The sequence below is a fragment of the Sphaerisporangium sp. NPDC049457 genome, from assembly GCF_055586705.1.
Map to the genome: position 1 here is coordinate 157,177 of NZ_JBVJHR010000012.1, position 25,437 is coordinate 182,613.

General features: G+C 72.7%; 15 protein-coding genes. 8 read left to right on the top strand and 7 right to left on the bottom strand.

The genetic code is table 11. The features are described from left to right. Positions 1-20: 20 nt before the first annotated feature. Positions 21-971, bottom strand: a complete 951-nt coding sequence (locus ACZ6QO_RS20200; RefSeq protein ID WP_465852695.1) for a nucleoside hydrolase — start codon at positions 969-971, stop codon at positions 21-23. 175 nt (positions 972-1,146) lie between these two features. Beyond that, positions 1,147-1,446 carry a hypothetical protein gene (locus ACZ6QO_RS20205; RefSeq protein ID WP_465852697.1) on the bottom strand — a complete coding sequence of 100 codons (300 nt, stop codon included), beginning with the start codon at positions 1,444-1,446 and terminating at the stop codon, positions 1,147-1,149. A gap of 243 nt (positions 1,447-1,689) precedes the next feature. Here ACZ6QO_RS20205 and ACZ6QO_RS20210 point away from each other — a divergent pair, with 243 nt between their 5' ends. From ACZ6QO_RS20210 to ACZ6QO_RS20230, 5 genes are all read left to right on the top strand, one after another. Continuing rightward, positions 1,690-3,213, top strand: coding sequence for a helix-turn-helix domain-containing protein (locus tag ACZ6QO_RS20210; RefSeq protein WP_465852699.1), 1,524 nt, complete (start codon positions 1,690-1,692; stop codon positions 3,211-3,213). Next, on the top strand, positions 3,210-4,106 hold the full coding sequence (locus tag ACZ6QO_RS20215) for a phosphotransferase enzyme family protein (RefSeq protein ID WP_465852701.1): 897 nt from the start codon (positions 3,210-3,212) through the stop codon (positions 4,104-4,106). The genes ACZ6QO_RS20210 and ACZ6QO_RS20215 overlap by 4 nt, the downstream gene beginning before the upstream one ends. A 250-nt stretch (positions 4,107-4,356) precedes the next feature. Continuing rightward, entirely contained in the window at positions 4,357-4,560 is a 204-nt protein-coding gene (locus tag ACZ6QO_RS20220; protein ID WP_248959313.1) for a cold-shock protein, read from the top strand. A gap of 119 nt (positions 4,561-4,679) precedes the next feature. Further along, on the top strand, positions 4,680-6,470 hold the full coding sequence (locus tag ACZ6QO_RS20225) for an alpha-amylase family protein (protein ID WP_465852702.1): 1,791 nt from the start codon (positions 4,680-4,682) through the stop codon (positions 6,468-6,470). A gap of 189 nt (positions 6,471-6,659) precedes the next feature. Then, a complete protein-coding gene (locus ACZ6QO_RS20230; RefSeq protein WP_465852704.1) occupies positions 6,660-7,364 on the top strand; it encodes a DUF998 domain-containing protein in 705 nt (234 codons plus the stop codon). Here the strand turns inward: ACZ6QO_RS20230 and ACZ6QO_RS20235 are convergent. After that, a complete protein-coding gene (locus ACZ6QO_RS20235) occupies positions 7,320-8,306 on the bottom strand; it encodes a malate dehydrogenase (protein WP_465852706.1) in 987 nt (328 codons plus the stop codon). The genes ACZ6QO_RS20230 and ACZ6QO_RS20235 overlap by 45 nt on opposite strands. Before the next feature lie 201 nt (positions 8,307-8,507). On the opposite strand from ACZ6QO_RS20235, the gene ACZ6QO_RS20240 reads away from it, so the two are divergent. Continuing rightward, positions 8,508-8,873, top strand: coding sequence for a MerR family transcriptional regulator (locus ACZ6QO_RS20240; RefSeq protein ID WP_465852708.1), 366 nt, complete (start codon positions 8,508-8,510; stop codon positions 8,871-8,873). 43 nt (positions 8,874-8,916) lie between these two features. Next, complete coding sequence (locus ACZ6QO_RS20245) at positions 8,917-9,927, top strand: zinc-binding dehydrogenase (RefSeq protein WP_465852709.1); 1,011 nt, start codon at positions 8,917-8,919, stop codon at positions 9,925-9,927. 78 nt (positions 9,928-10,005) lie between these two features. On the opposite strand, the gene ACZ6QO_RS20250 is transcribed toward ACZ6QO_RS20245, so the two are convergent. After that, positions 10,006-12,426, bottom strand: a complete 2,421-nt coding sequence (locus tag ACZ6QO_RS20250) for a Tex family protein (RefSeq protein WP_465852711.1) — start codon at positions 12,424-12,426, stop codon at positions 10,006-10,008. 293 nt (positions 12,427-12,719) lie between these two features. On the opposite strand from ACZ6QO_RS20250, the gene ACZ6QO_RS20255 reads away from it, so the two are divergent. Next, entirely contained in the window at positions 12,720-12,923 is a 204-nt protein-coding gene (locus tag ACZ6QO_RS20255) for an SHOCT domain-containing protein (RefSeq protein WP_465852713.1), read from the top strand. Positions 12,924-12,930: 7 nt separating this feature from the next. On the opposite strand, the gene ACZ6QO_RS20260 is transcribed toward ACZ6QO_RS20255, so the two are convergent. The 3 genes from ACZ6QO_RS20260 to ACZ6QO_RS20270 are packed head-to-tail and all read right to left on the bottom strand — an operon-like array spanning position 12,931 to position 25,274. Beyond that, positions 12,931-18,762, bottom strand: coding sequence for a non-ribosomal peptide synthetase/MFS transporter (locus ACZ6QO_RS20260; protein ID WP_465852715.1), 5,832 nt, complete (start codon positions 18,760-18,762; stop codon positions 12,931-12,933). Then, positions 18,759-21,905: an amino acid adenylation domain-containing protein gene (locus ACZ6QO_RS20265; RefSeq protein ID WP_465852717.1), complete on the bottom strand. Its 3,147-nt coding sequence runs from the start codon at positions 21,903-21,905 to the stop codon at positions 18,759-18,761. The genes ACZ6QO_RS20260 and ACZ6QO_RS20265 overlap by 4 nt, the downstream gene beginning before the upstream one ends. After that, positions 21,906-25,274 carry an amino acid adenylation domain-containing protein gene (locus ACZ6QO_RS20270; RefSeq protein WP_465852719.1) on the bottom strand — a complete coding sequence of 1,123 codons (3,369 nt, stop codon included), beginning with the start codon at positions 25,272-25,274 and terminating at the stop codon, positions 21,906-21,908. It abuts the gene before it with no gap. Positions 25,275-25,437 lie beyond the last annotated feature (163 nt).

Sequence of the window (25,437 nt, forward strand, 5' to 3'; positions counted from 1 at the left end):
GGAGGCGGGCGGACGCCGCACTACGGGGTGGCGGGGGCGGCGTCCAGGCGGCGGGCCACGTCGCCGTACACCCCGAGGAGCAGGTCCCAGAACCGGGGGACGTCCAGCCCGGTGCCGACCAGGGCGTTGGGGACGCGGTCGCCGAGGTCGAAGTGCGTCACGGTCATCCCCGAGGTGTACCGGCCGGCCGTCTCCACCTGCACCAGCGCGGGCTCCACGTCGACCAGCGTGGGGTCGATCAGGTACGCGATCGCGCACGCGTCGTGGATGGCGGGGCCCTCCTGGGCGGTGACCATGCCGTAGAACTCCACGCACGGCACCAGCAGGTCGGCGCCGAGCCGTCCCATGGCCCGCATGCGGTCGACGACCGCGCCGACCGCGAGGGCCTGGCGGCTCACGTCCAGGCCGATCATCGTGACCGTCCAGCCCGCGTCGAAGACGACGGCGGCGGCCTCGGGGTCGGCGGCGATGTTGAACTCGGCGGCGGGGGAGAAGTTGCCGCGGGTGTAGGAGCCGCCGAGGATGGCGAACTCGCGCGCCCAGTCGACGATGCGCGGCTCCCTGAGCAGGGCGAGGGCCACGTTGGTCAGCGGGCCGATGGCCACCAGCGTCACCTCGCCGGGCGCGGCCCTGAGGGTGTCGATGATGAAGTCGACCGCGTGCCCCTCGTCCGCGGGAAGCGTCGCCTCGGGCAGGACGGCTCCGCCGAGCCCGTGCTCCCCGTGGACGGAGGCCGCGTTCACCGGGGTGCGCAACAGGGCGCCGGCGCTGCCGGCGATGACCGGGACGCCGGGGAAGCCGAGGAACTCGCGCAGCCGCAGGGCGTTGCCGGTCGTGTGGCGCAGGCCGACGTTGCCACCGACGGTGGTGATCCCCAGGATCTCCAGCGCGGGGCTGCCGTGCGCGAGGGTGATCGCCAGGGCGTCGTCGATGCCCGGGTCGCAGTCGATGATGACCTTCTTGGGAGACACATCTGTAGCTTGGAGGACGGGCGACAACTCCGGCAAACCACATCGCTGCTGGTCGATGCCCGGTCACCGTCACCCTCAGCGTCACCGGGTCCGCGTGCCGCCGCCCGCCCGCTTCCGAGCCCGATCCGGGTACGGCTCGCGCGGGGCGTGGTCGCGCGAGCCGTACGGTCCCTGTTCAGCGCCGGATGACGTGCAGGACGCTGGCGATCCGTTCGGCCGCGGTGACGATGTCGGAGGCGTGGCCGATGCGGCCCGCCCACGAGAGCCAGAACCACCACTCGCCGTCGGCCGCGTTGGCGGCCAGGACGTCCTCAGTGACGGCCGGGGCCATCGGGTTGATCACGCGCAGGCGTGGATACAGCCCCGTGCGGGCCGTGAGGCGCACCTGGAAAGCGTGCGCTTCGAGCTGTGCGGCGAGTCGCTCCAGGTGGTCGATCGCCTCAGCAGACTGCGTGCTCGGTTCTGCCGTCTTCATCTTTGGTCTCCAGCGGGGACATGGGTGACCGGATGGGGACCAGACTGACCCCGGCCGCCCCTAGCGGCAATCAGAGCAAATCCACTGATAAGTGGAATACCGTCGAGTGGACGGGGGGTTTACGTGGAAACCACGCGGATGTCCAGGCATCAGTCCTATAACGCTGTGGGCTAATAGGTGCCGGCTGGTTAACATCGGGGAAACATCCGTAAGGCCGAACACTCCAGTGGCGGAGGGCGATAGATGGCCCGTGGAGAACACTCCCCGGCGTGTGCGCGACGCTGGCGTGAGCAAGCCGTTTCACGGCAATGGAGCCCCTGGCAGACCACTCAGGCGATCAACAGCTGCTGCGGCGTCAGCCTGCTCAAGGCGCACAGGCTCGCGCGCGGGTGGTCGGCACGGCAGGCCATCGAAGAGCTCGAGCGGGTGTGCGAGACCCACTCCCTCGGGCTGCCGCGCGCCAGCATCGACCTGCTGAACGCCTGGGAGAACAACCGCGCCCGCCCCCGGCCGCAGACCATCGACCAGATCGCCCGGCTCTACTCCGCCAACGCCGTGCGCCTCGGGCTGGCCGCCGACTACTGCGACGACGACGAGGGCGCGAACGTCGTGGTCGTCGCCCCCGGCCACGCGACCCCGGCTCCCGCCGGGCCCGCCGTCACGACCGTCACCGCCGTGCCCGCCGACGACACCGCCCCGGCGCGGCCCCGTCCCGCCGCCACCGACCTGGACGACGAGGCCGAGCGCCGCGCGCTGTTCCACCACGCGCTGCTCAGCTCCGGCCTGCCGCTCAACGGCCGCCTGCTCGCCGAGGTCGAGCGCACCAGGCAGGACGTCGACCGCACGCTCGCCTCCGCCACCGTGAGCGAAGACCAGCTCGACCGGCTGGACGAGCAGGTCCTGCGCTACCGCCGCGAGTACATCAAGAGCGCGCCGCTGCCGATGCTCTACCGCCTGATGCTCGAGATCGCCGACGTCCGCAGGCTCGTCTCCGCCCGGCAGCCCGCCGCCAGCCAGCGCCGCCTGCTGAACGCCACCACGATGCTCGCGCTGCTGTCGGCCGACGCGCTGATGAAGCTCGGCGACACCCGCCAGGCCCACGCCTGGTACGGCACCGCGCGCGCCGCCTCCGACGACATGGGCGAGGTCAGGCTGCGCGCCCTCGTGCGCGCGCAGGAGGCCATGCTGCCCTACTACTACGGCGACCTCACCGAGACCGTGCGGCTGGCCCGCGAGGCGCGGATGCTGGCCGGGAGCGCTCCAAGCTCGCCGGCCGCCCTCGGCGCGGCGGCCGAGGCGCGGGCGCTGGCCCGCATGGGCGAGCACCAGGCCGCCCGCGTCGCGCTCGCCGAGGCCGAGCGCATCTTCTCGCGCATGCCCCGCGAGGGCGCCGACCACCTGGCCTTCCGCTTCTCCGAGCGGCGGCTGCAGTTCTACCGCATGGGCACGCTGATCGAGCTCGGCGAGGCCGAGCAGGTCCAAGAGTGGATCTCCCGCCCCTCCAGCCCCTACACCATCGACCCCGCGCTCGTGCTGCTCGACCAGGCCGCCCACGTGGCCCGCGAGGGCGACTACGACCAGGCGTGCCGGCTGGCCGAACAGGCCCTCACCCAGGTGCCGCCCGAGCACCGCACCTCCATCGTGGTCACCCGTGCTCGCGCCCTGCTGTCTGTCATCCCGCGCGCCCAGCGGCGCACCCCCGCCGCGCGGCATCTCCACGACCTGCTCGCGGAGGCGAGCCCGCAGCTCGCGCTGGAGCGCACATGAACCTGCTGGCGGACGAGGCCGCGGCGATCCTGGGGGAGGTGTGCGACAGCGTCGGCCTCGATGCCAGGGACGCGCAGCTGCTGCGGGTGCGCAGCAACGCGGTGTTCAAGCTCCGGGACGAGATCGTGGTGCGCATCGCCACCGCGCCGGACGCCATGACCCGGCTGCCCGTCGTGCTCGCCGTCGCCCGGTGGCTCGCCGACCAGGGCTTCCCCACGGTGCGGCCGGCCGACGAGCTGTGCGACCAGCCCCTGGTCTACGACGGGCGGGTGGTGACCTTCTGGCACTACGTCCCGGCGAGCGGGCGGCCGACGACCACCCAGCTCGGCGACATCCTGCGCAGCCTCCACCTGCTGCCGGTGCCGCCGTTTCCGCTCAAGCGGCTGGCCGACCCGCTGGCGGAGGTTCGCGAGTCCCTCGAACGCCGCAAGGACGTGCTGACCCCCGGCCAGCGCGCCTGGCTGCGCGACCGGGTGGCCGAGCTCACCTCGCGCTGGGCCGATTTGGACACGCAGGGGCCTCCCGTCCTGCTGCACGGCGACGCCTGGATCGACAACCTGCTGCGCTGCCAGGACGGCCACGCCGTGCTCTGCGACTGGGACGGGGTCGCCGTCGGCCCCCGCGAGTGGGATCTCGTGCACACCTACCACGGGCAGCGCCGCTTCGGCCTGACGGCCGCCGAGGTCGACGACTTCGCCGGGGCCTACGGCTTCGACCTTCGCGCCTGGCACGGCTACCCGACGCTCATGGAGGTCCGCGACATGTACGCGGTCGGCATCCACATCCGCAACGCCGCCCGCGACCCGTTCTCCCGCAAGGAGCTGCCGCGCCGGCTCGACTCGCTGACCCGCGGCGACGGGCAGGCCCGCTGGTACCTCGCCGAACCGGCCTGAGACCTCCGCGAGTTCTTCCGCACAGACACGCGTGATGCCTTTGTGATCCAAGGCGCGGGCGTGTACTGTCGAGACCGTTGCAGTCGTAGTTTCCTCGAACGTCTTTTTCGTAAAAGCGCCCGCGGGAAGTTTGCTGACGGCGGTCGTTCTTGCTTCTCCAGCGGTCACGCGGATGCAGGCATGGTCCGCTACGCAGCCCCGAGCCGTCGACTTGGCGGCCCGGTGAAGCCCTAAACAGGGAGAAGCAGAGTTGTCTGAAGGCACCGTCAAGTGGTTCAACGCCGAAAAGGGCTTTGGCTTCATCGCCCCGGACGACGGGAGTGCCGACGTGTTCGTGCACTATTCGGCGATCACCTCCGGGGGCTACCGCAGCCTGGATGAGAACCAGCGAGTCACCTACGTGACCGTCCAGGGGGCCAAGGGTCCTCAGGCGGAGCAGGTCACCGTCATCTGACGCGCGCTCTCCTCCGGGCCCGTACCGCATCGCCGGTGCGGGCCCTCAGCTTTCCCGGGTGAGGCCACCCCGGCCTCGCCGCCCGATATTTTGCCCTTTCTTGGGGTAGAGGCGGCCGGGTGAGACTGACCAATACCTCAGACCTGTGGTGGAAGAACGCCGTCGTCTACTGCCTCGACGTGGAGACCTTCGCCGACGGCAACGGCGACGGCGTCGGCGACTTCCGGGGCGCCACCGAGCACATCGATCACCTCGAACGGCTGGGCGTGACGTGCATCTGGCTGATGCCGTTCTTCCCGACCCCCGACCGCGACGACGGATACGACATAACCGACTTCTACCGTGTCGATCCGCGGCTGGGCACGCTGGGGGAGTTCGTCGAGTTCATGCGCGTGGCCCGCGACCGCGGCATCCGGGTGATCGCCGACCTGGTGGTGAACCACACCTCCGACGAGCATCCGTGGTTCAAGGAGGCCAGGTCCAGCCGCGACTCCCGCCTGCGCGACTGGTACATCTGGTCGGACACCCCGGAGCCCGACGACCCCGAGGGCGTGGTCTTCCCCGACGCCGAGGACTCCCTGTGGGAGTACGACGAGGGCAGCGGTCAGTACTACTACCACCGGTTCTACCGGTTCCAGCCCGACCTCAACGTCACCAACCCCGAGGTGCGCGACGAGATCGCCCGCATCCTCGGATTCTGGATGGAGCTCGGCCTCTCCGGATTCCGCGTCGACGCCGTGCCGTTCCTCGTCGAGGACGTCTCCAACAAGGAGGAGGCCGGCGAACAGGGCGGCGGACAGGCCGGAGAGGAGGGCGGCGAGACGGGCAAGGCGGTGGACCACAAGGCCAAGGACGCCGGTCTGCCCGACGTGCACGAGTTCCTCCGCGACATGCGGGCCTTCATGAACCGCAGGGACGGCAGCGCCGCGCTCCTCGGCGAGGTCAACCTGCCCTACCCCGAGCTGCGCAAGTACTTCGGCAACGACCTCGGCAACGAGGTCACCATGTGCTTCGACTTCATCGGCATGCAGCGCATGTACCTCTCGCTCGCGCGGGGCGACGCGCGGCCCCTCGCCGACGCCCTGCGGGAGCGTCCCGCCCCGCCCAAGGACTGCCAGTGGGCCACGTTCGTCCGCAACCACGACGAGCTGACGCTGGACAAGCTGACCGAGGCAGAGCGGAAGGAGGTCTTCGAGGCCTTCGGCCCGGACAAGGACATGCAGCTGTTCGGCCGAGGGTTGCGCCGCCGGCTCCCGGCCATGGTGGGCGGCGACATGCGCAAGATCAAGATGGTGTACAGCCTGCTGTTCTCCCTGCCGGGCACCCCCGTGCTGTTCTACGGCGAGGAGATCGGCATGGCCGAGAACCTCAAGGTCAAGGGCCGTGAGGCGGTGCGGACGCCGATGCAGTGGACGCCGCACGCGAACGGCGGGTTCTCCACCGCCGACCCTTCGGCCTTCCGCAACCCGATGGTGGAGGGCGAGTTCGGACCCGAGCACGTCAACGTGAGCGCCCAGCGGCGCGACCCCGACTCGCTGCTCATGTGGATCAGCAGGCTCATCGAGCAGTACCGCGGCTGCCCCGAGCTGGCCTGGGGAGACTACGACATTCTGGACGCCGGGGCGCCCGGCGTGCTGGCGCACCGCGCCGACATCGACGGCGAGACCGTCGTCGCCCTGCACAACTTCGCCGACGAGCAGGTCTCGTGCGAGCTCACGCTCGAAGGTCTCGACGAGGGCAAGGTGCTGACCGACCTGCTCATCGACGGCACCATCGAGATCGGCCCCGGCGGCAGGGTGTCGCTGGAGCTCGACCCGTACGGCACCCGCTGGATGCGCGCCTCCGAGCCCGAACTCGCCCCCGCCGACGCCGGGGACATCGCCGACTCCGAGGCCCACCGGCGGGCCTGACACGGCCCGGGACCGGGGGAGGGGTCAGGTGCGTCGCCGCTGGTCGGCGCGTGCCTACCCTGAAGCCCGGCCCCGGTCCCGCGGCCCTCCCCGTCCTGGTCGGGTAGGGGTCGGCTCCGGGACGCTCCAGGGCTCGCTCCGGCCGATCTCCGATGCCCGCGAGTGCGGCCGGACGCGACAGTCGAGGACATGACGAGTCCTTTGACGGCCGGCGGGTTCGCGGCCCTCGCCGCGGGCGGCGGCGCCATGACGGTTCTGCACGTGTCCTCGGACCTGAACCCATTGACGGACATGATCAGCGAGTACGCCTTCCACCCGCACGGGTGGCTGCTCGCGGCCTCGCTGACGTCGTTCGCCCTCGGGGCGGCGATGCTGGCCGTGGAGATGTCCCGGCGCGGAGCCGGGCGTTCCACGGTGGCGCTCGTGGGCGTGTGGGCCACGTGCATGGTGATGATCGCCGCGTTCCCCACCGACAAGCCGGGGATGTCGTTGTCGATGTCGGGGGGCATCCACCGCTATGCCGCGTTCGCCGCCTTCATGTGCATGCCCGTGGCAGGGCTGGCCGCCGCGGCGCGCGGCGGCCGGCACGCGGCGGCGCTGCGCAACCTGAGCCTGGCCGCCACGGGCTTCCTCGTCCTGGTGCTGGTGCCGTACGGGGTGCGGATGCTCGGCCTGGACCCCGGGGCCGTGCCGGCGGGGCTCACCCAGCGCCTCGTCGTGGTCACCGAGGTGGCCGTGCTGGTGCTGATCGGGCTGTCGGCCGCCGTGGGACGAGAGGGCGCGCGGCGCCGGCGGGCCGGGTCGTCGCCTCGGGCCGCCGCGCCCGCGTCCCTCAGGTCAGGGCCGGGCTCAGATGAGCCCGAGGTCGCGCACGGCGTCGCGCTCTTCGCCTAGCTCGCGCACCGAGGCGTCGATGCGCTCGCGGGAGAAGGGGTTGACGGGCAGGCCCTGGACGATCTCCCAGCGGCCGCCGCGGGAGACCGCGGGGAAGGACGAGATGAGGCCCTCGGGGACGCCGTAGGACCCGTCGGACGGCAGCGCCGCGGAGGTCCAGTCGCCCTCGGGGGTGCCGTTCACCCAGTCGTGCACGTGGTCGATCGCGGCGTTGGCCGCCGAGGCCGCCGAGGACGCGCCCCGCGCCTCGATGATGGCGGCGCCGCGCTTGGCGACCGTGGGGATGAAGGTGTCGCGCAGCCAGCCCTCGTCCACCTGCTCGGCGGCGATCTTGCCGTTGACCTCGGCGTTGTACAGGTCGGGGTACTGGGTGGCGGAGTGGTTGCCCCAGATGGTCATCTTGGAGACGGCCGTCACCGGCACCTGGAGCTTGGTGGCGAGCTGCGAGAGCGCGCGGTTGTGGTCGAGGCGGGTCATCGCGGTGAACCGCTCGGCGGGGACGTCCGGTGCGTGCGACTGGGCGATCAGCGCGTTGGTGTTGGCCGGGTTGCCGACGACCAGGACGCGGACGTCGTCGGCGGCGTGGTCGTTGATGGCCTTGCCCTGCGGGCCGAAGATGCCGCCGTTGGCCTGGAGCAGGTCGCCCCGCTCCATGCCGGCGGTGCGCGGGCGGGCGCCGACCAGCAGCGCGATGTTGACGCCGTCGAACGCCTTGTTGACATCGTCGGTGATGTCGATGCCCTGCAGCAGCGGGAACGCGCAGTCGTCGAGCTCCATGGCGGTGCCCTCGGCCGCCTTGACGGCCTGCGGGATCTCCAGCAGGCTCAGCCGCACCGGCACATCAGGGCCGAGCAGCTGGCCGGAGGCGATGCGGAACAGCAGCGCGTAGCCGATCTGACCGGCGGCGCCGGTGACGGTGACCTTCACTGGACCCTGCGTCATGACGTTCCCCTAGGTGGGCTGTTATGTTTACCGAACAGCCGAAGATTATCCGTTCGACCACGCGGCCCCGGCACGCAGGTCCTCCCCGGTCGGCGGTCCCGCCGGCGTCCCATTGCCGGCCAGGAGGTCGTTGACGCCTGAACACGCTGTCCGGACGGCTGGTACTGGAAGATCCCGGCGTTCTTCGACGTTGCTCCGAACGTGCGGATCGGAGAGGCCTCCCGCGTCAGTGGTGTGAGTGCGAGGTCGTTGCGGCATTACGAGGATGAGGGCTTGATCGTCCCCGGCCGTTTCAGCAATGGCTTCCGCGACTACTGCCAGTCGACGATCGACCGGGTGCATGTCATTCGCTCGTTGCTGGAGTCCGGGCTGCCCGTGCGGTTGATCCGGGAAGTTCTGCCACATCTGACCGATGAGCCAGATGTCGGGGCGGGCGTGGTCTCCGCGCAGTTCCTGAAGGAGGTGGAGAGCCATCGCGATCGGCTCGCGGCACGTATCGCCGTTCTCAGCGATCAGCGGGCATCCCTCGACGCATACCTTCGCGAGGCCCGCCGCGCCGGCCTCTGACCGCTTGACCTTGACATAAGCGGCAGGTTCCTACGCTCGCCGGATGGAGATCGACCACCAGCCGACCATGCGAGCATTGGTCCAGTCATCGCACCGGGGACCGAAGGACCTGACCCTCACGACCGATCAGCACCGTCCTGTCCCAGGACCCGGCGAGTACCTGATTCGCGTCGGTGCCGCCGGGGTCAACTTCGCGGACGTCATGCAGGCACATGGAACGTACGCAGGCGGGCCGCAGGCGCCCTACGTAGCAGGTTTCGAAGCCGCCGGTGAGATCGTCGGCGTCGGGCCGGGCACTGACGGCCCACTCCAACTCGGCACTCATGTCGTCGGAGCCGGCTCGGGCGCTTTCGCGGAGTACATGACGATGCCGGCCTCGGGTGTCCTTCCCGTGCCGTCCGGCTGGAGTGACGCCGAAGCTCTCGGCTTGGTGCTGAACTGGGCCACCGCGCTGGCCGCGCTGAAGTCATTGGGTGAGGTCAGGTCCGGTGATGTGGTGGTCGTCCATGCCGCGGCCGGCGGAGTGGGGCAGGCCGCGGTCCGTCTCGCCCGCCATCACGGTGCCCGCGTGATCGCCACCGCCTCGCGGGCCAAGCACGACACCGTCAGAGCGCTCGGCGCCGACGAGGTCCTGGACAGCAGGAGCCCCGATCTGGCCGCGGAGATCATCCGCCTGACCGGCGGGGTTGATCTGGTCCTGGAATCTGTGGGCCGGGCCACATTCGAGACCAGCCTGGCGGTCGCCAAACCTTTCACCGGCCGCGTCGTCGTGTTCGGCGCCTCCTCCGGCGACGCCGCCGTGACCACGCACGACCTGGTCTTCACCCACCACGCCCAGATCAGGGGCCTGCACATCGGAGCGCTCGCGGCGCAGGCCCCGGTCCTCTATCGATCGCTGCTGACCGAGATCGGGGCGCTCATCGACCTCGGCGTCTACCCGCCCGGCGATCCCCAGGTCCATCCCCTGGCCGAAGGCCCGGAGGTGTTGCGGCGACTCGAAGCCGGCCAGACCCAGGGAAAGCACGCCCTCGACCCCACCCGCGACTCGCACTGACCATGACGGTGCGCGGCGGCACCAGGTGACCCGGTGACCGCCGCGCGGCGGTCACCGGGGGCCGTCAGCGGGTGACGGTCACTTCAGGCCCTTGTCGAGGCCTGCCTTGCGGAGGGCTTCGGCGAGGGCGCCGCCCGCGGGGGCGCCGCGGTCCTGACCGCCGCGGCCGCCGCCGCGCTGGCCGGAGCCGCCGCGGCCTCCGCCGCCGCCGCCCCTGCGGTCGCGGCCGCCCGCGCCGCCCTGGGCGTCCTGACCGCCGCGTCCCTGTGCCTGGCCGCCTCTGCCCTGGCCGCCGCGTCCCTGGTCCTGGGCGTTCTTGGCCGCGGCCTCGTCGTCCAGGCGCAGGGTGAGCGAGATGCGCTTGCGCGGGATGTCCACGTCCAGGACCTTCACCCGCACGATGTCGCCCGGCTTCACCACCTCGCGCGGGTCCTTGACGAACGTCCTGGACATCGCCGACACGTGGACCAGGCCGTCCTGGTGCACGCCGACGTCGACGAAGGCGCCGAAGGCGGCGACGTTGGTGACGACGCCCTCCAGCAGCATGCCCGGCTCAAGGTCGGAGATCTTGTCCACGCCCTCCTTGAACGTCGCCGCGCGGAAGGCGGGACGGGGGTCGCGACCGGGCTTCTCCAGTTCCCTGAGGATGTCGGTGACCGTCGGCAGGCCGAAGGTGTCGTCGGCGAAGTCGGCCGGGCGGAGCTTGCGCAGCACCGCCGTGTTGCCGATCAGCGTCTTGAGGTCGCCGCTGGTGGTGTCAAGGATGCGCCGCACGACGGGGTAGGCCTCGGGGTGCACGCTGGAGGCGTCCAGGGGGTCGTCGCCGCCGGGGATGCGCAGGAAGCCGGCGCACTGCTCGAAGGCCTTGGGCCCGAGCCGGGGCACCTCCTTCAGGGACCGGCGCGAGCGGAACGGGCCGTTGGCGTCACGGTGCTGCACGATGTTCTCGGCCAGGCCGGACCCGATGCCGGACACGCGGGTGAGCAGCGGCGCCGAGGCGGTGTTGACGTCCACGCCCACGGCGTTCACGCAGTCTTCCACCACCGCGTCGAGCGAACGCGACAGCTTGGTCTCCGACAGGTCGTGCTGGTACTGGCCCACGCCGATGGACCTGGGGTCGATCTTGACGAGCTCGGCCAGCGGGTCCTGGAGCCGGCGCGCGATGGAGACCGCGCCGCGCAGCGACACGTCCAGCCCGGGAAGCTCCTGCGAGGCGTAGGCGGAGGCGGAGTAGACCGAGGCCCCGGCCTCCGACACGACGATCTTGGTGAGCTTCAGGTCGGGGTGGAGCTTGATCAGGTCGCCGGCCAGCTTGTCGGTCTCGCGGGAGGCGGTGCCGTTGCCGATGGCGATCAGCTCGACGCCGTGCGCGCGGGCGAGCCGTTCGAGAACGGCGATCGACTCGTCCCAGCGGCGGCGCGGCTCGTGCGGGTAGATGGTCTCCGTGGCGAGGACCTTGCCGGTGGCGTCCACGACGGCGACCTTCACGCCGGTGCGCAGGCCGGGGTCCAGGCCCATGGTCGGGCGGGTGCCGGCGGGCGCGGCGAGCAGCAGGTCGCGCAGGTTGGTGGCGAAGACGCGGACGGCCTCCTCCTCGGCCGCCTGCCACAGCCGCATGCGCAGGTCGATGCCGAGGTGCACCAGGACGCGGGTGCGCCAGGCCCACCGCACGGTGTCCATCAGCCACCGGTCGGCCGGCCTGCCGCGGTCGGCGACGCCGAAATGGCGGGCGATGCGCGTCTCGTAGCCGCTCGGGCCGTCCTCGGCCGGCGCCTCCTCGGGCTCCAGCGTGAGGCTGAGCACCTCCTCCTTCTCGCCGCGGAACATGGCGAGCACGCGGTGGGACGGCAGCTTGGTGAACGGCTCGGCGAAGTCGAAGTAGTCGGAGAACTTGGCGCCGGCCTCCTGCTTGTCCTCGCGGACCCGGGACACCAGCCGGCCCTGCGACCACATCTGCTCGCGGAGCGCGCCGATCAGGTCGGCGTCCTCGGCGAAGCGCTCGATGAGGATGGCCCGCGCGCCCTCCAGCGCGGCGGCGGCGTCCGCGACGCCCTTCTCTGCGTCCACGAAGACCGCGGCGGCGGCCAGCGGGTCACGTGTGGGGTCGCCGAGCAGCCCGTCGGCCAGCGGCTCCAGCCCGGCCTCGCGGGCGATCATCGCCTTGGTGCGGCGCTTGGGCTTGTACGGCAGGTAGATGTCCTCCAGCCGCGCCTTGGAGTCGGCCGCCATGATCTGCGCCTCAAGGGCGTCGTCGAGCTTGCCCTGGGAGCGGATGGACTCGAGGATCGCCGTGCGCCGCTCCTCCAGCTCGCGCAGGTAACGCAACCGCTCTTCCAGAGCGCGCAGCTGCGCGTCGTCGAGCATCTCGGTCGCCTCTTTGCGGTAGCGGGCGATGAACGGCACGGTGGCGCCGCCGTCGAGCAGCTCGACCGCCGCCTTCACCTGCCGCTCGCGCACGCCGAGCTCTTCGGCGATCTTCTGATGGATGGAGATCGTCACGATCCTGGTCCGCCTTCGCTTCTGAGGTCCGGGGAAGATTGTGCATGCTCCGCCCCCCGATTGTCGCGCCATGACGCCCCGGCCCGGTGGCGAGCCCACCAGGCCGCCGCGCCCGCGGATGCGCGAGGGCCGGTGCGCGCGCATCGCGGCCGGCCGGGCGCTCGGACGTTACCGCACGCCCCCGGACCTGCGAGACTGGTAGCGCGGCACACCTGGGCACCGCGGCGTCCCCCGGCCCGGCGCCGCGAGCACCGCCGCGGCGACCCCGCGGCCGCAGGGAATCGGAGGTCGGCGTGAAAACCCTTCTACTGCTCGTCGGGCTGGTCATCATCATCGGCTGCGTGCTCATGCTCGTGCGCTCGTGGGCGGCCGAGCGCTCGCGGCAGGCCCTCCCGGCCGACCACCCCAAGGAGATCCTCAGACGCCGCTACGCCGCGGGCGAGATCGACGAGGACGAGTACCTCCGGCGGATGTCGGGCCTCTCCCAGGACTGGTAGACCCGCCTCACCCCGAGGTGCGCGCCTCGGCGGGCTCGCGGTCGTCCCGGTCCGCGGTGCCCGTATCGTCCCGCCCGGCGGTGTCTGTGCCGCCCTGGCCCGCGGTGTCCGTGTCGTTCCGGCCGGCGGTGCGCCGGCGCAGGATCTCGTACCCCACCAGGTCGTCCGGCGCGGCGTCGGGGACGTCCGCGTCGAAGCGGGCCAGTGACCTCAGGCGCAACGACGTGGCGACCAGCGCGGCCATGGCGAAGGCGAACACGATGTACATCAGCCCGATGCCGCGCCCCTCGCCCACACCGATCAGGACCCCCACGCTCCCCGCCAGCGGGCCGTCCGGGGCGAGCAGCGGGTCGAACACCTTGCTCCCGTACGGCGCGACCAGGCCGAACCCGATGGGCAGGGTCGACCAGGCGATGAGCGTGTTGAGCGCGAACACCCGGCCGTGGAATCTCTGCGGAACCTTGACCTGCACGATCGTGGTGTAGATGCCGTTGACCACGGTCAGCCACAGGGCCATCCCGAACGCCCCGGCGGCGATGGTGAGCAGGTTCGGCCGCAGGCCGGTGACGAGGCAGAACGCCGCGAGCGCGAGCGTGCACAGCATCATGCCGTACAGCCGCCGCCGTCGCGGGCCGCCCCAGATCGTCATGGCGAGCCCGCCGAGCAGCACGCCGGCGCCGGAGGCGAACGCGATCCTGCCCGCGTCGGTCAGCGTGCCGAACGACAGCACCAGCGGTGAGATGAGCAGGAACAGCGGGGACAGGAAGACGTTCAGCGCGGCGAAGAACAGCAGCATCGCCCGGATGGAGGAGTTTCCCCAGCTGTAGCGGAAACCGTTCGCGATCTCCGTGAGGACGGGCTCCTTGCGCCGCCAGGCCATGCCGTTGGGGAACCTGGTGAACAGCAGGACGGTGATGGCGACGGCGTAGCTCCCGATGTCGATGAGCACGATGCCGCCGAGGCCGATCGAGGCCATCAGCCCGACCGCGATCAGGGGGACGAGCAGCTGGGTGACGCCGTTGGCCATCTGCGCGACCCCGTTGGCATGGCCGAGGTAGTGCTTGGGCACCAGCTGGGGGATCGAGGACCCGTACGCCAGCCGCTGGAACTGCAGCGCGACCGACAGGCCCACGAGCAGCACGTAGATGTGCCAGGTGGCGAGGTTGCCGGTCCAGAGCAGGACGCCAAGCAGGAGCTGGGTGCCGCCGGCCGCGATGTCGCCCGCGAGCATGACCCGGCGCCGATCGGACCGGTCGACGACCGCCCCCGCGAGGGGGGCGACCAGCATGCCCGGCACCAGGCCGAGGACGGCGAACAGCGCGAAGCGCACGAGCGAGCCGGTCTGCAGGTACACCCAGATGGGGATGGCGAACTCGGTGAGCGCCGACCCGGTCATCGACACCATCTGGCTCGCCGCCACGGTCACGAACCGCGACATGCTCGGCCGCGGACCGCTCACCGCCACCGGCGACCCGGCCATGGAGCCCCCGGAGCCCCCGTGGCGCCCGGAGTTCCCGGAGCCCTCGTCACCGGAGTCACCAAGGCCGGAGTCACCGGGGCCGGCGGAGGGCGGGGAGAGCCTGGAGACGTCGTGCAGCCACCATTCGGCGTCGGGCCCGCCGCGCGCCTCCCGCGCGAGAGAGCCGGGCGCGTCCAGCGTCCGGTGGACGCCGGTGATGATCTCGGCCAGCTCCCGCGCCCGATATTTCAGGAAGAAGTGCCCCGCCTCGGCCAGCACCACCAACGCCGAGGTGTCGGTCATGAAGTGCCACTCGCGGAAGCGCTCCTGGTAGTACTCCGTGCTCGGATCGCGCTCGCCCGCGATGGTCACGATGGGCGCGCGCAGCCGGTCGACCCCGTCTCTCAGCAGGCGCGTGTAGTGCGCCTCGGCGTCCTCCGAGTCCTTGCGCATGTTGCGGACGATGTGCCTGGCGTGCCGAGGGTCGAGGTCGCCGAGCTCCAGCCCCCACGAGAGCAGCCAGTTCGTGTACCCCTGGTCCGAGCGCAGGGAGTCCATCTGCGCGACCTTCGACAGGATCCGCATCACGCGGCTCTCCGGCCGGGCGAACGGGAAGATCCCCCCGATGTGGACGACCTCGATCTCGCGCCCGGCGGCCTCCAGCCGGCGCGCGATCTCCACGATCGCGGCCGACCCGACGCCGCAGTGCCCGTAGAGCGCGAGCGGCCCGTCGACCTTGGCGAGGATCTCGGCCACGCAGGCCGAGACCATCTCCTCGAAGGGCAGCCGCTCCTCGTCGACGCCGAAGTCGTTGCCCGGGATGGCCACCGCGAACAGCCGGTGCCCGTCCGGCAGGGCGTCGGCCAGCGGCTGGTAGACCACCGCGCTCCCGCCGCCGTACGGCACACAGACGTGCGAGAGCACCCGCCGCTCCGCGCTCACCGGCCGGGTCAGCTCGTACAGCAGGCCGCGCGGGGCCCGGTCCGCGGCCGGGGTGTCGACCAGCGCGGCCAGCTCGCGGATCGTCGGATTCTGGAACAGGTCCATGACCGACACGCCGGGGCCGTGGGCCGCGCGCACGCCGGCGACCACCTGGGTCGCCAGCAGCGAGTGGCCGCCGAGATCGAAGAAGTCGTCGTCGACGCCGATGCGCTCGACGCCCAGCACGCCGCGCCAGATGGCGGCGATCGACTCCTGCGTCTCATTCTCGGGCGGCGCGAACGCCGTGGACTCCTCGCGGACGAGGGCGGGGGCGGGCAGCGCCCGCCGGTCGAGCTTGCCGTTCGGCGACAGCGGCAGCGCCTCCAGGCTCACCAGCGCCGAGGGCACCATGTAGTCGGGCACCTTGAGCTTGAGCGCGCCGCGCAGTTCGGACGTATCCGCCTCACCGGTCAGGTAGGCGACGATCCGCTTGTCTCCCGGCCGGTCCTCGCGCACGACGACGGCGGCGTCGGTGACCCCCGGCCGCTCGCGCAGCACGGCCTCGATCTCGCCCAGCTCGATGCGCAGGCCGCGGACCTTGACCTGGGTGTCCAGACGGCCGAGGAAGTCGACGGTACCGTCCGGGCGCCAGCGCGCCAGGTCGCCCGTCCGGTAGAGCCGCGAGCCCGGCGGCCCGTACGGGTCGGGGACGAACCGCTCGGCCGTCAGTGCCGGCCTGTCGTGGTAGCCGAGAGCCACCCCGACCCCGCCGATGTGCAGTTCCCCTGGCACCCCGATGGGCACCGGCTCCATCCTGGCGTCGAGCACGTACAGGCGGATGTTCTGGATCGGCGCGCCGATGGGGACGCGGGCCTGGCCGGTCAGCTCGGCCGGAGCGCAGGCCCACGTGGACACGTCGATGGCGGCCTCGGTCGGGCCGTAGAGGTTGTGCAGCTCGGCGGGCAGCGCCGCCCGGCACCTCATCGCCAGGTCCGCGGAGAGCTCCTCGCCGCTGCAGATGATCGTCCGCAGCGACGCGCAGGTCTCCGCGTCCTCGCCGGCGAGGAAGACGGCGAGCATCGAGGGGACGAAGTGCAGGGTGGTCACGTGCTCCGCGCGGATGAGGTCCGCCAGGTAGGCGGCGTCCTTGTGGCCGCCCGGCTTCGCCAGCACCAGGCGGGCCCCGGCGAGCAGCGGCCAGAAGAACTCCCACACCGACACGTCGAAGCTCGCGGGCGTCTTCTGCAGTACGGTGTCGCCCTCGCCGAGCCGGAACCGCTTCTGCATCCAGTCGAGCCGGTTGACGATGCCCCGGTGCGCGTTCGGCACCCCCTTCGGGCGTCCGGTGGAGCCGGAGGTGTAGATCATGTACGCCGGATCACCGGGGTCGGCCGGCTCACCAGGGTCATCCGGGTCACCCGGGCCGGCCGCGCCGCCGCCGTCAGGTCCGCTGGACGGCGCCCCGGAGGCCGGCGCCCGCGTGTCGCCGGCCGGCCATTCGGAGGCGTCGTCGAGCGGCAGCAGGCAGGCCCCGCGCGCCGCCTCGGGCAGCGTCCCGGCGAGGCGGCGCTGGGTGAGGACGATCCGCGCGCCGGAGTCGGCGAGCATGAAGGCCAGCCGGTCCGCCGGATACTCCGGATCCAGCGGGACGTAGGCGGCGCCCGACTTCAGCACGCCGAGCAGCCCCGCGACCAGTTCGAGCGAGCGTTCGGCGCACACGGCCACCGGCACCCGCGGCCCGGCGCCGAGGGAGCGGAGCCGCACGGCGATCCGGTCGGCCCACGCGCCCAGCTCGGCGTATGTGAGCGAGGCGCCCTCGAACGTGACGGCGGTGCGGTCAGGCGTCCGGGCGATCTGCTCCTCGACCAGGCCATGGAGGGTGGCGCCGTCCGGGAACGGGGCCTCCGTCGCGTTGAAGCCGCGGGTCACCAGCGCGCGCTCGGCCTCGCCGAGAACGCCGAGCTCCGACAGGCGCGCGCCGGGACGGGCGGTGACGTCCCGCAGCAGCATCGTGAGGTGCGTCGCCATCCTCGCGACGGTGTCCGGCGCGAACAGGTCGGTGTTGTAGGTCAGCAGCAGGCCGAGCCCGTCGGCGTCCTCGCTGGCGTACAGCTCCAGGTCGAACCGGGTCGAAAGGGTCTCCACCGGGAACGGCGCGACGTCCAGCCCGTTCACCGGGCGTCTCTGGCCGCCGCCGTAGTTCTGCATGGAGAAGATGGTCTGGAACAGCGGCGGCCGCGACACGTCGCGGGGCACGTTCAGCTCCTGCACCAGCCGCTCGAACGGCAGCTCCTGATGGGCGTAGGCGTCCAGGGCCGACGCCCTCGTGCGCGACAGCAGCTCGGCGAACGTCGGATCGCCGGACAGGTCGGCCCGCATGGTGAGCATGTTCACGAAGCAGCCGACCATGCCCTCCAGCTCGGGCCGCGAACGTCCCGCCACGGGCGAGCCCACCGCGAAGTCGTCCTGGCCCGTGTACCGCCCGAGCAGCGCCTGCCACGCGGACAGCACCACCATGTACAGCGTCGTGCCGGAGCCGGACGCCAGGGCGCGCAGCCCCGCCGCGTCCTCGCCGTCGAGCCGGAAACCGTGCGCGGAGCCGGTGAAGGTCTGCCGGTGCGGCCGGGGGCGGTCGGTGAACAGGTCCAGCGGCGGGAGCCCGGCGAGCCGCTCACGCCAGTAGCCGAGGTCGCCGTCCCCCGCCTGGTTCCGCCGCTGCCAGACCGCGAAGTCGCCGTAGTCCGGCACAGGACGCCCGGCCGCCGCGCACTCGTCCGTCGTGGGCTCGTCCGCCGTGGGCGTGACCGTCGTGGGCTCGTCCGCCGCAGGCTTGTCCGTCGCGGGTCCGGCCCCCGAGGTCCGGGCGCACGCCTGGTAGCGGGCCAGGATCTCGGCGGTCAGCAGCTCGCACGACCAGCCGTCGCAGGCGATATGGTGCACGGCGAGCGCGAGCACGTGGTCACCCTCGTCCAGGCGGATCAGCAGGGCCCGCAGCAGGGGACCGGCGGCCAGGTCGAACGGCCGGGCGGCGAGCTCCTCGACCATCCGCCGGGCGGCCCGCTCCGAGGACGCCTCGCCGTACGCGGGCCGCACGCCGGCGGACTCCTCCACCACGGCGTACGGGCGGCCGTCGTCGCCCGCGGGAAAGCGCGTCCGCAGCGCCTCGTGACGGTCGGCGACCTGCCCGACCGCCTCCGAGAGCGCCTCGGGGTCGAGCGCGCCGCCCAGCCGGAGCGTGAGGACGATCGTGTACGCGGCGGCGCCCGGCACGAGCTGGTCCATGAACCACAGCCGCTCCTGCGCGTACGACAGGGGAGGGGCGGCGCCGTCGGGGCGGGACGGGATGCGGGCGGCGGCGCCGGATTCCGGGCGCCGTCGCAGCCGCCGGGCGAGCAGGGCCCGCTTGGCGTCGCTGAGCGGGGCATCGGAGGCGGTGCGCTCCGGCTGGAGGTCCGTCATGAGATCGACCTGGTGTCTTCCGCGGCGGTGAGCAGCCGTTCGGTCTCCTCGTCGCTCAGCCGGCTGATCTCCGCGATGAGGAGGTCCTCCAGAACGGCCGCCAGCGCCGCCGCCGTGGAGTGCGCGAACAGCTCCTTGATCGGGACGTCAAGCTCGGCGATCGCCCGGATCCTGGACATGACCCGGACGGCGTGCAGCGAATGGCCGCCGATGGCGAAGAAGTCGTCGTCGGCGCCGACCCGGTCGAGGCCGAGGACCTCCGCCCAGATCGCGGTGACGAGCTCCTCGGCGTCGGTCCGCGGCGCCGTGTACGCCGTGGCCGGGTCGCGTTCGTAGCGTGGCGCGGGCAGGGCCCGCGCGTCCAGTTTGCCGCCGGGCGTCAGCGGCAGGCGGTCCAGCGGGACGACCACGCCGGGGACCATGTGACCGGGCAGCGCCCGCGCCGCGTGGGCGCGCACCTCGGCGGGCGGGGCGGAGCCGACGACGTAGGCGACGAGCGTGTCGTCCACGGCGACGACGGCCGCCTGTGAGACACCAGGGTGCTGGAGCAGCCGCGCCACCACCTCGCCGGGCTCGACGCGGTGCCCGCGTACCTTCACCTGGTCGTCGAGGCGGCCGAGGAACTCAAGCGTCCCGTCGGGCCGCCACCGGCCCCGGTCTCCGGTCCGGTAGAGCCGCGCGCCGGGCGGCCCGTACGGGTCGGCGACGAAACGCGACGCGGTCAGCTCAGGAAGCCCCGCGTACCCGTCGGCCAGGCCGTCGCCGCCGACGCACAGTTCACCGGGCGCCCCTGCGGGGACCGGCGACAGGTCGTCGTCCAGGACGTGGACCCGGGTGCCGCCGAGCGGCCGTCCGATCGCGGGACGACGGCCGCCCTCACGCAGCTCCGCCCACGTCGCGATGATCGTCGCCTCGGTCGGCCCGTAGGTGTTGAGCAGCCGCACGGTGTCGCCGAACCGGGACAGCCACGCGGACACGGCCGGCGCCGCCACCTGCTCGCCGCCGAGGATCACCAGCCGCAGCCGCTGCGGCCAGCGGATCTCGTCCAGCAGCTCGACGAGCCGATGCCAGTACGCCGTGGGCAGGTCCAGCACGCTGATCTCCGGATCGGCCGCCAGCACGTCGGGGAGCGACTCGGGGCCGTCGGGCAGCAGCACCAGCGTCGCTCCGGTGGCGAGCGCCGGCCACACCTCCTCGGCGTGCGTGTCGAAGCCGAGCGAGGAGAACTGCACCACCCGGTCGCCGGGGTGCAGCCCGTACTCGCGGGCCATCCAACCGGCCCGCGCGTCCAGCGCGCGATGGCCGACGACCACCCCCTTCGGGACGCCGGTCGACCCCGAGGTGTGGAGCACGTAGGCCACCCCGGGCTCCGCCACGCTCCCGTGCTCTCCCGCCGCTCCGTGCTCCGCCGTGGTCCCGCGTTCGGTCCCGCGCTCGCTTCCGGGCTCTCCGGCGGTGCGTACGGTGACTCCGTCCGGGGTGATGACGTGGCTCACCCCCACGCCGGACGCCATCGTCTCCAGCCGTTCCGCCGGGTAGGCCGGGTCCAGCGGCACGTATCCCGCCCCGGCCGTCCACACGGCCACCAGGGCGATGATCGCGTCCACGGAACGGGGCATGCTCACCCCGACGAGGTCCCCTGGCCGCACGCCGGCCTCGCGCAGCCGGGCGGCCAGCGCGTCCGCCCGTTCCGCCAGCTCACCGTAGGAGACCACGGTCGTGCCGCACGCGATGGCCGCGGCCCGCGGCATCCGGCGGGCGGTCCGCGTCACGGCCTGGAGCACGCCCGTGTACGGCTCCGCCGGGCCGCCGTCGGACCACGCGAGCAGCCGTTCCCGCTCTCCGGGGGCCAGCAGCGGCAGCCGCATGACCGGCAGGCCCGGCGCGTCGGCGATCCGCTCCAGCAGCACCGTCCAGCGCTCGGCGAGCAGCTCCACGGTCTCGGCGTCGAACACCTGGGCGTTGTAGCCGAACACCGAGACGTCCCCGAGCTGGTCGAGCAGGATGTCGAACTTCGCCTGCCGGAAGCCCGGGTCCACCGCCTCCACCTCCAGCCCGGTGAGCGAGGCGGCCGCGGCGACCGGGTCGCCGGCGCTCTGCAGCGTGAACAGCGTCTGGAACAGCGTCATGCCGGGCTCCCGGCCGTTCCGCAGGCCCGCTGCGAGCTGTTCCAGCGGCACCGGCCGGTGCTCGTAGGCGGCGAGCACGGTCTCCCGGGTGCGGGCGAGCACCTCGCGGAACGTGGGGTCGCCGGACAGGTCGCCGCGCAGCACGAGGGTGTCGCTGAAGTAGCCGACCAGGGGCTCCAGCTCGACCCGGTCCCGTCCGGCGACCGGCGAGCCCACGCAGATGTCGGTCTGGCCGCTGTGCCGGCACAGCAGCACCTGGTACGCGGCGAGCAGCACCATGAAGAGCGTGCACCGCTCCTCGCGCGCCAGCGCGGACAGCCGGTCGAGGAGCCCGGGAGCGGCGCGGCGGACGACGAACCCGCCCGCGGAGGAGCGGGCCTCGGGCCGGGGGCGGTCGGTGGGCAGATCGAGGACGGGCGCGTCCGCCAGCCGGTCCCGCCAGTACGCGACGACGTCCGCGGGCACTCCGGCGTCCCGCTCGGCGCGCGCGTGCCGGGCGTAGGTGAGCGGCAGCGGCGCGAGCGGCGCGGGCTCGCCCCGCACGAACGCGTTGTACAGCGCGACCAGCTCCGACATCAGCACGTCGAGGGACCAGCCGTCCCCGGCGATGTGGTGCAGGACCACGGTGAGCACGTGGTCGTCCGGGGATACGCGCAGCAGGCCGACCCTCAGCGGCGCGTCCGAGGTCAGGTCGAAGGGCGCGTTCGTCCGCTCGGCCACCAGCTCGGCCAGGTGCCGTTCGCCGGGTCCGGCGTCGACGAGCTCGATGTCCGGCGGCGCCGCCGGGTGGACGCTCTGGACCGGCCCGGTCTCCGTCAGGGGGAAGCGGGTCCTGAGGGGTTCGTGCCTGCGCACCAGCTCCTCGAAGGCCCTGGACAGCGAGGCGACGTCCAGGCGGCCGCGCAGGCGCAGGGCCAGGAACATGTTGTAGGACGCGTCCCGCGGATCCAGATGGTTCAGGAACCACAGGCGCTCCTGCCCGAAGGTGAGCGGAGCCGTCCGCAGAGCGTCCATCTAGGTCCCCCGGGAGTTGATCGCCGACACCACGCCCGCGATCGTCGGTGAGTCGTAGAAGACCCGGAGCGGAAGGTCCGCGCCGAGTCGCCGGCGGATACGGGCCGACAGCCGTGTGATGGTCAGCGAGTGGCCGCCCAGCTCGAACAGGTTCTCGTCCGGGCCCGCCCGGTCGAGGCGGAGCACGTCGCACCAGATCTCGTGGACCGCCCGGCTGACGGGGTCGTCCCCGAGCGCGCGGTCCGGCGTCCGCGCCGACGGCGGGCGCGCCTCCGGCAGCGCCGACCGGTCGACCTTGCCGTTCGGGGTCAGCGGCAGCGCGTCCAGCCAGACCACCAGGTTGGGCACCATGGCGGCGGGAAGCGTGCCGCGGCAGTGCTCCCGTACCTCCTCGGCGTCGATCGGCGTGGTCGCGGCGACGAGGTAGGCCACGAGCGTGTCGTCGCGGACGGTGACCGCGGCGCGGCCGATCCGCGGGTGGCGGAGCAGGCGGGCCTCGATCTCGGCCGGCTCCACGCGGTGGCCGCGCACCTTCATCTGGTCGTCGAACCGCCCGAGGAAGGTGAGCGTGCCGTCCGCCCGCCGCCGCACCCGGTCCCCGGTGCGGTAGAGCCGGCCCCCTTGCGGCCCGAACGGGTCGGGCACGAAGCGCGCGGCCGTCAGGGCGGGCCTGCCGAGGTACCCGTGGGCGAGTCCGTCCCCGCCGATCAGCAGCTCGCCGGGCACGCCGGGCGGCTGGAGGTTCATGGCCTGGTCGCAGACGTACACCGTGGTGTTCGCGATGGGCCCGCCGATGCTCACCTCGCCGGGCGACGGCGGCACCTCCCAGGCGGTCGACCAGATCGTCGTCTCCGTCGGGCCGTACACGTTGACCAGCCGGTCGACCCTCGCCCGCAGCTCCTCGGCCAGCGGGGCGGGCAGCGGCTCGCCTCCGGTGAGCGCGGTCACCCCGGTGCCGTCGAAGTCGCCCGCGAGCACCAGCCGCCAGCCCGACGGGGTCGCCTGCACGTGCGTGGCCCGCGCGGCAGGCGGCCGGCCGGGGGCGTCCGGTGCGGGGTCGCGGGTCAGGCCGCCGATGTCGGCGGCTCCGCCGACCACGGCCACCGAGCCGCCGGTGACCAGCGGCAGGTAGATCTCCAGCGCCGAGATGTCGAACGCGATCGACGTCGCCGCGCTCCACACCTGTCCCGGCCGCGCGTCCAGCAGCGAGCGCATCCCCCACAGGAAGTTGGTCAGCGCGCGGTGCGGCACCGCGACCCCTTTGGGGGAGCCCGTCGACCCGGAGGTGTACATGACATAGGCCGGGTCGGCCGGCCCGGGGGCGCCGCAGGACAGGCCCGCGCCGGTGCCGACATCCGTGCCGGTGCCGGCGTCCGGGCCGCCCGGATCCCCGTCCCGCGCGTCGTCGTCGCCGGGGTGGAGCAGGACGGGTGCGGACCCGGCCCACGGCGGCCGTCCGTGCGGTTCGGCGCCGGTGACCAGGACCGTCGCGGCACAGTCGGCGAGCATGTACGCCAGGCGGGCCGCGGGGAAGGCCGGGTCCAGGGGGACGTAGGCGGCGCCCGCCTTCAGCACGGCGAGAAGCGCGACGACCATGTCCGCCGACCGGTCCAGGTGCACGCCGACGAGCGACCCGCGGCCGGCTCCGGCGGCCCGCAGGCGTTCGGCGAGCCGGTCGGAACGGGCGGCCAGCGCCGCGTAGGTCATGGTCCGCGCCGCGTCCCGCACCGCGACGGCGTGCGGCGTCCGGCGGGCCTGGGCGGTGAACAGCTCGGGCACGGTGGCGTCCGGCACGGGCGTCGCCGTGGCGTTCCCGCCGCGCAGGACCTCCTCGTACTCCTCCGCGGGCATGACCGCGAGTTGTGAGATCCGCTCCGCCGGGTCGGCGGCGACCGACCTCAGCACCGCCTCGTAGCGGCGTGCCAGCCGGTCGACGGTGGCGGCGTCGAACAGGCCGGTGTCGTAGGTGAAGGCGAGGAACAGGCCGTCGGCGTCGCGGGTGACGTCCAGCGTCAGATCGGTCTTGGCATGCAGGAAACCCGGGTCGAACGACCGGACCTCCAGGTCTTCCAGGGTGAGCCGGCCGTGCTCGGCGTCCACCTGGTTCTGCTGGATGAACATCGTCTGGAACAGCGGCGTGCGGCTGAGGTCGCGGGGGACCCGCAGCTCCAGCAGCAGCCGTTCGAAAGGCACGGCCTGGTGGGTGAGGGCGCCGAGCGCCTCCTTGCGCACCCGGCGGAGCAGGTCGGCGAAGGACGGGTCGCCGTCCAGGCCGGCCCGCAGCACCAGGGTGCTGGAGAAGAAGCCGATCGCGGGTTCCAGGTCGGGGTCGGCGCGCCCGGCGATCGAGGAGCCGACGGCGAAGTCGGTCTGGCCGCTGTGGCGGGACAGCAGCACCTGATAGGCGGCCAGAAGCGTCATGAACAGCGTGCACCGATGCCGGCGGGCGACCTGTTCGACGCCCTCGGCGACCTCCGGCGGGACGCGCCGCACGTGGACTTCGCCGCGGGAGGTCCGCTCCGCAGGCCGGGGCCGGTCGGCCGGCAGTTCGAGGGGCGGCAGGCCGGCGAGCCGCTCCGTCCAGTACGCGAGGCTGCGCGCCTCGTCCTCCCGGGGAGCGCGCACGTGGTCGGTGTACTGCAGAGGGAGCGCCGGCAGCGGCGAGGGCTCGCCCCGGCGGAAGGCCGGGTACAGCGCGGCCAGCTCGCGGTAGAGCAGGGTGAGCGACCACCCGTCGAAGACGATGTGGTGCACCACCAGGCACAGCACGTGCTCCTCGGCGGCGAGGCGGAGCAGCGACACCCGCAGCGGCGGCGCCTCGCCGAGGTCGAACGGCCGGTTCGTCCGCTCGGCGACGAGGTCGAGCGCCCGCGCCTCCCTGTCGCCGGGAGGCAGGGCCGTGAGGTCGAGGTGCTCGACGGGGACGGGCCGGGGCGCGAGCACCTGCTGGACGGGATGCTCCTCGCCGGCGAAGCGGGTGCGAAGGGTCCCGTGGCGGGAGACGATCTCGTCCAGGGCCCGGCCGAGGGCGCCGGCGTCGAGCGGGCCGCGCAGGCGCTCGGTGACGAAGATGTTGAACGACGCGTCGGCCGGGTCGAACCGCTGGAGGAACCACAGCCGCTCCTGGCCCGCCGACATCGGGGCCTCGTCCACCACCTCGGGGCCGCCGTCCGCAGGGCCGCCGTCCCGCGTGGGGTGGCGGCCGTCCCGCGCGCGGTCGTCGTCGCCCGGCAGGGAGGGGTTCCCCGCGGCGGGAGGCCGGTAGGCGAGCCGCCGCGCGAGCAGGGAGCGGTGGCGGGAGGACAGAGAGGCGCCGTCGCCGGGATCTGGGGACGTCGAAGGTGCGGGCACGGTGAACTCGTCTTTCACGCGGCGCTTTTCCTCGTCGGTGGGAGGCGGCTCACTGCGATCGATACGTCGCCTCGGCGGCATGGTACGAGGAAAGTTCACATTTCGCGGTATCGGACAATGAGTCGTACGCTATGAACGAGAAATGGGAATTGTCAATAGCCCTTCCGGAGGCCGCCGGGCC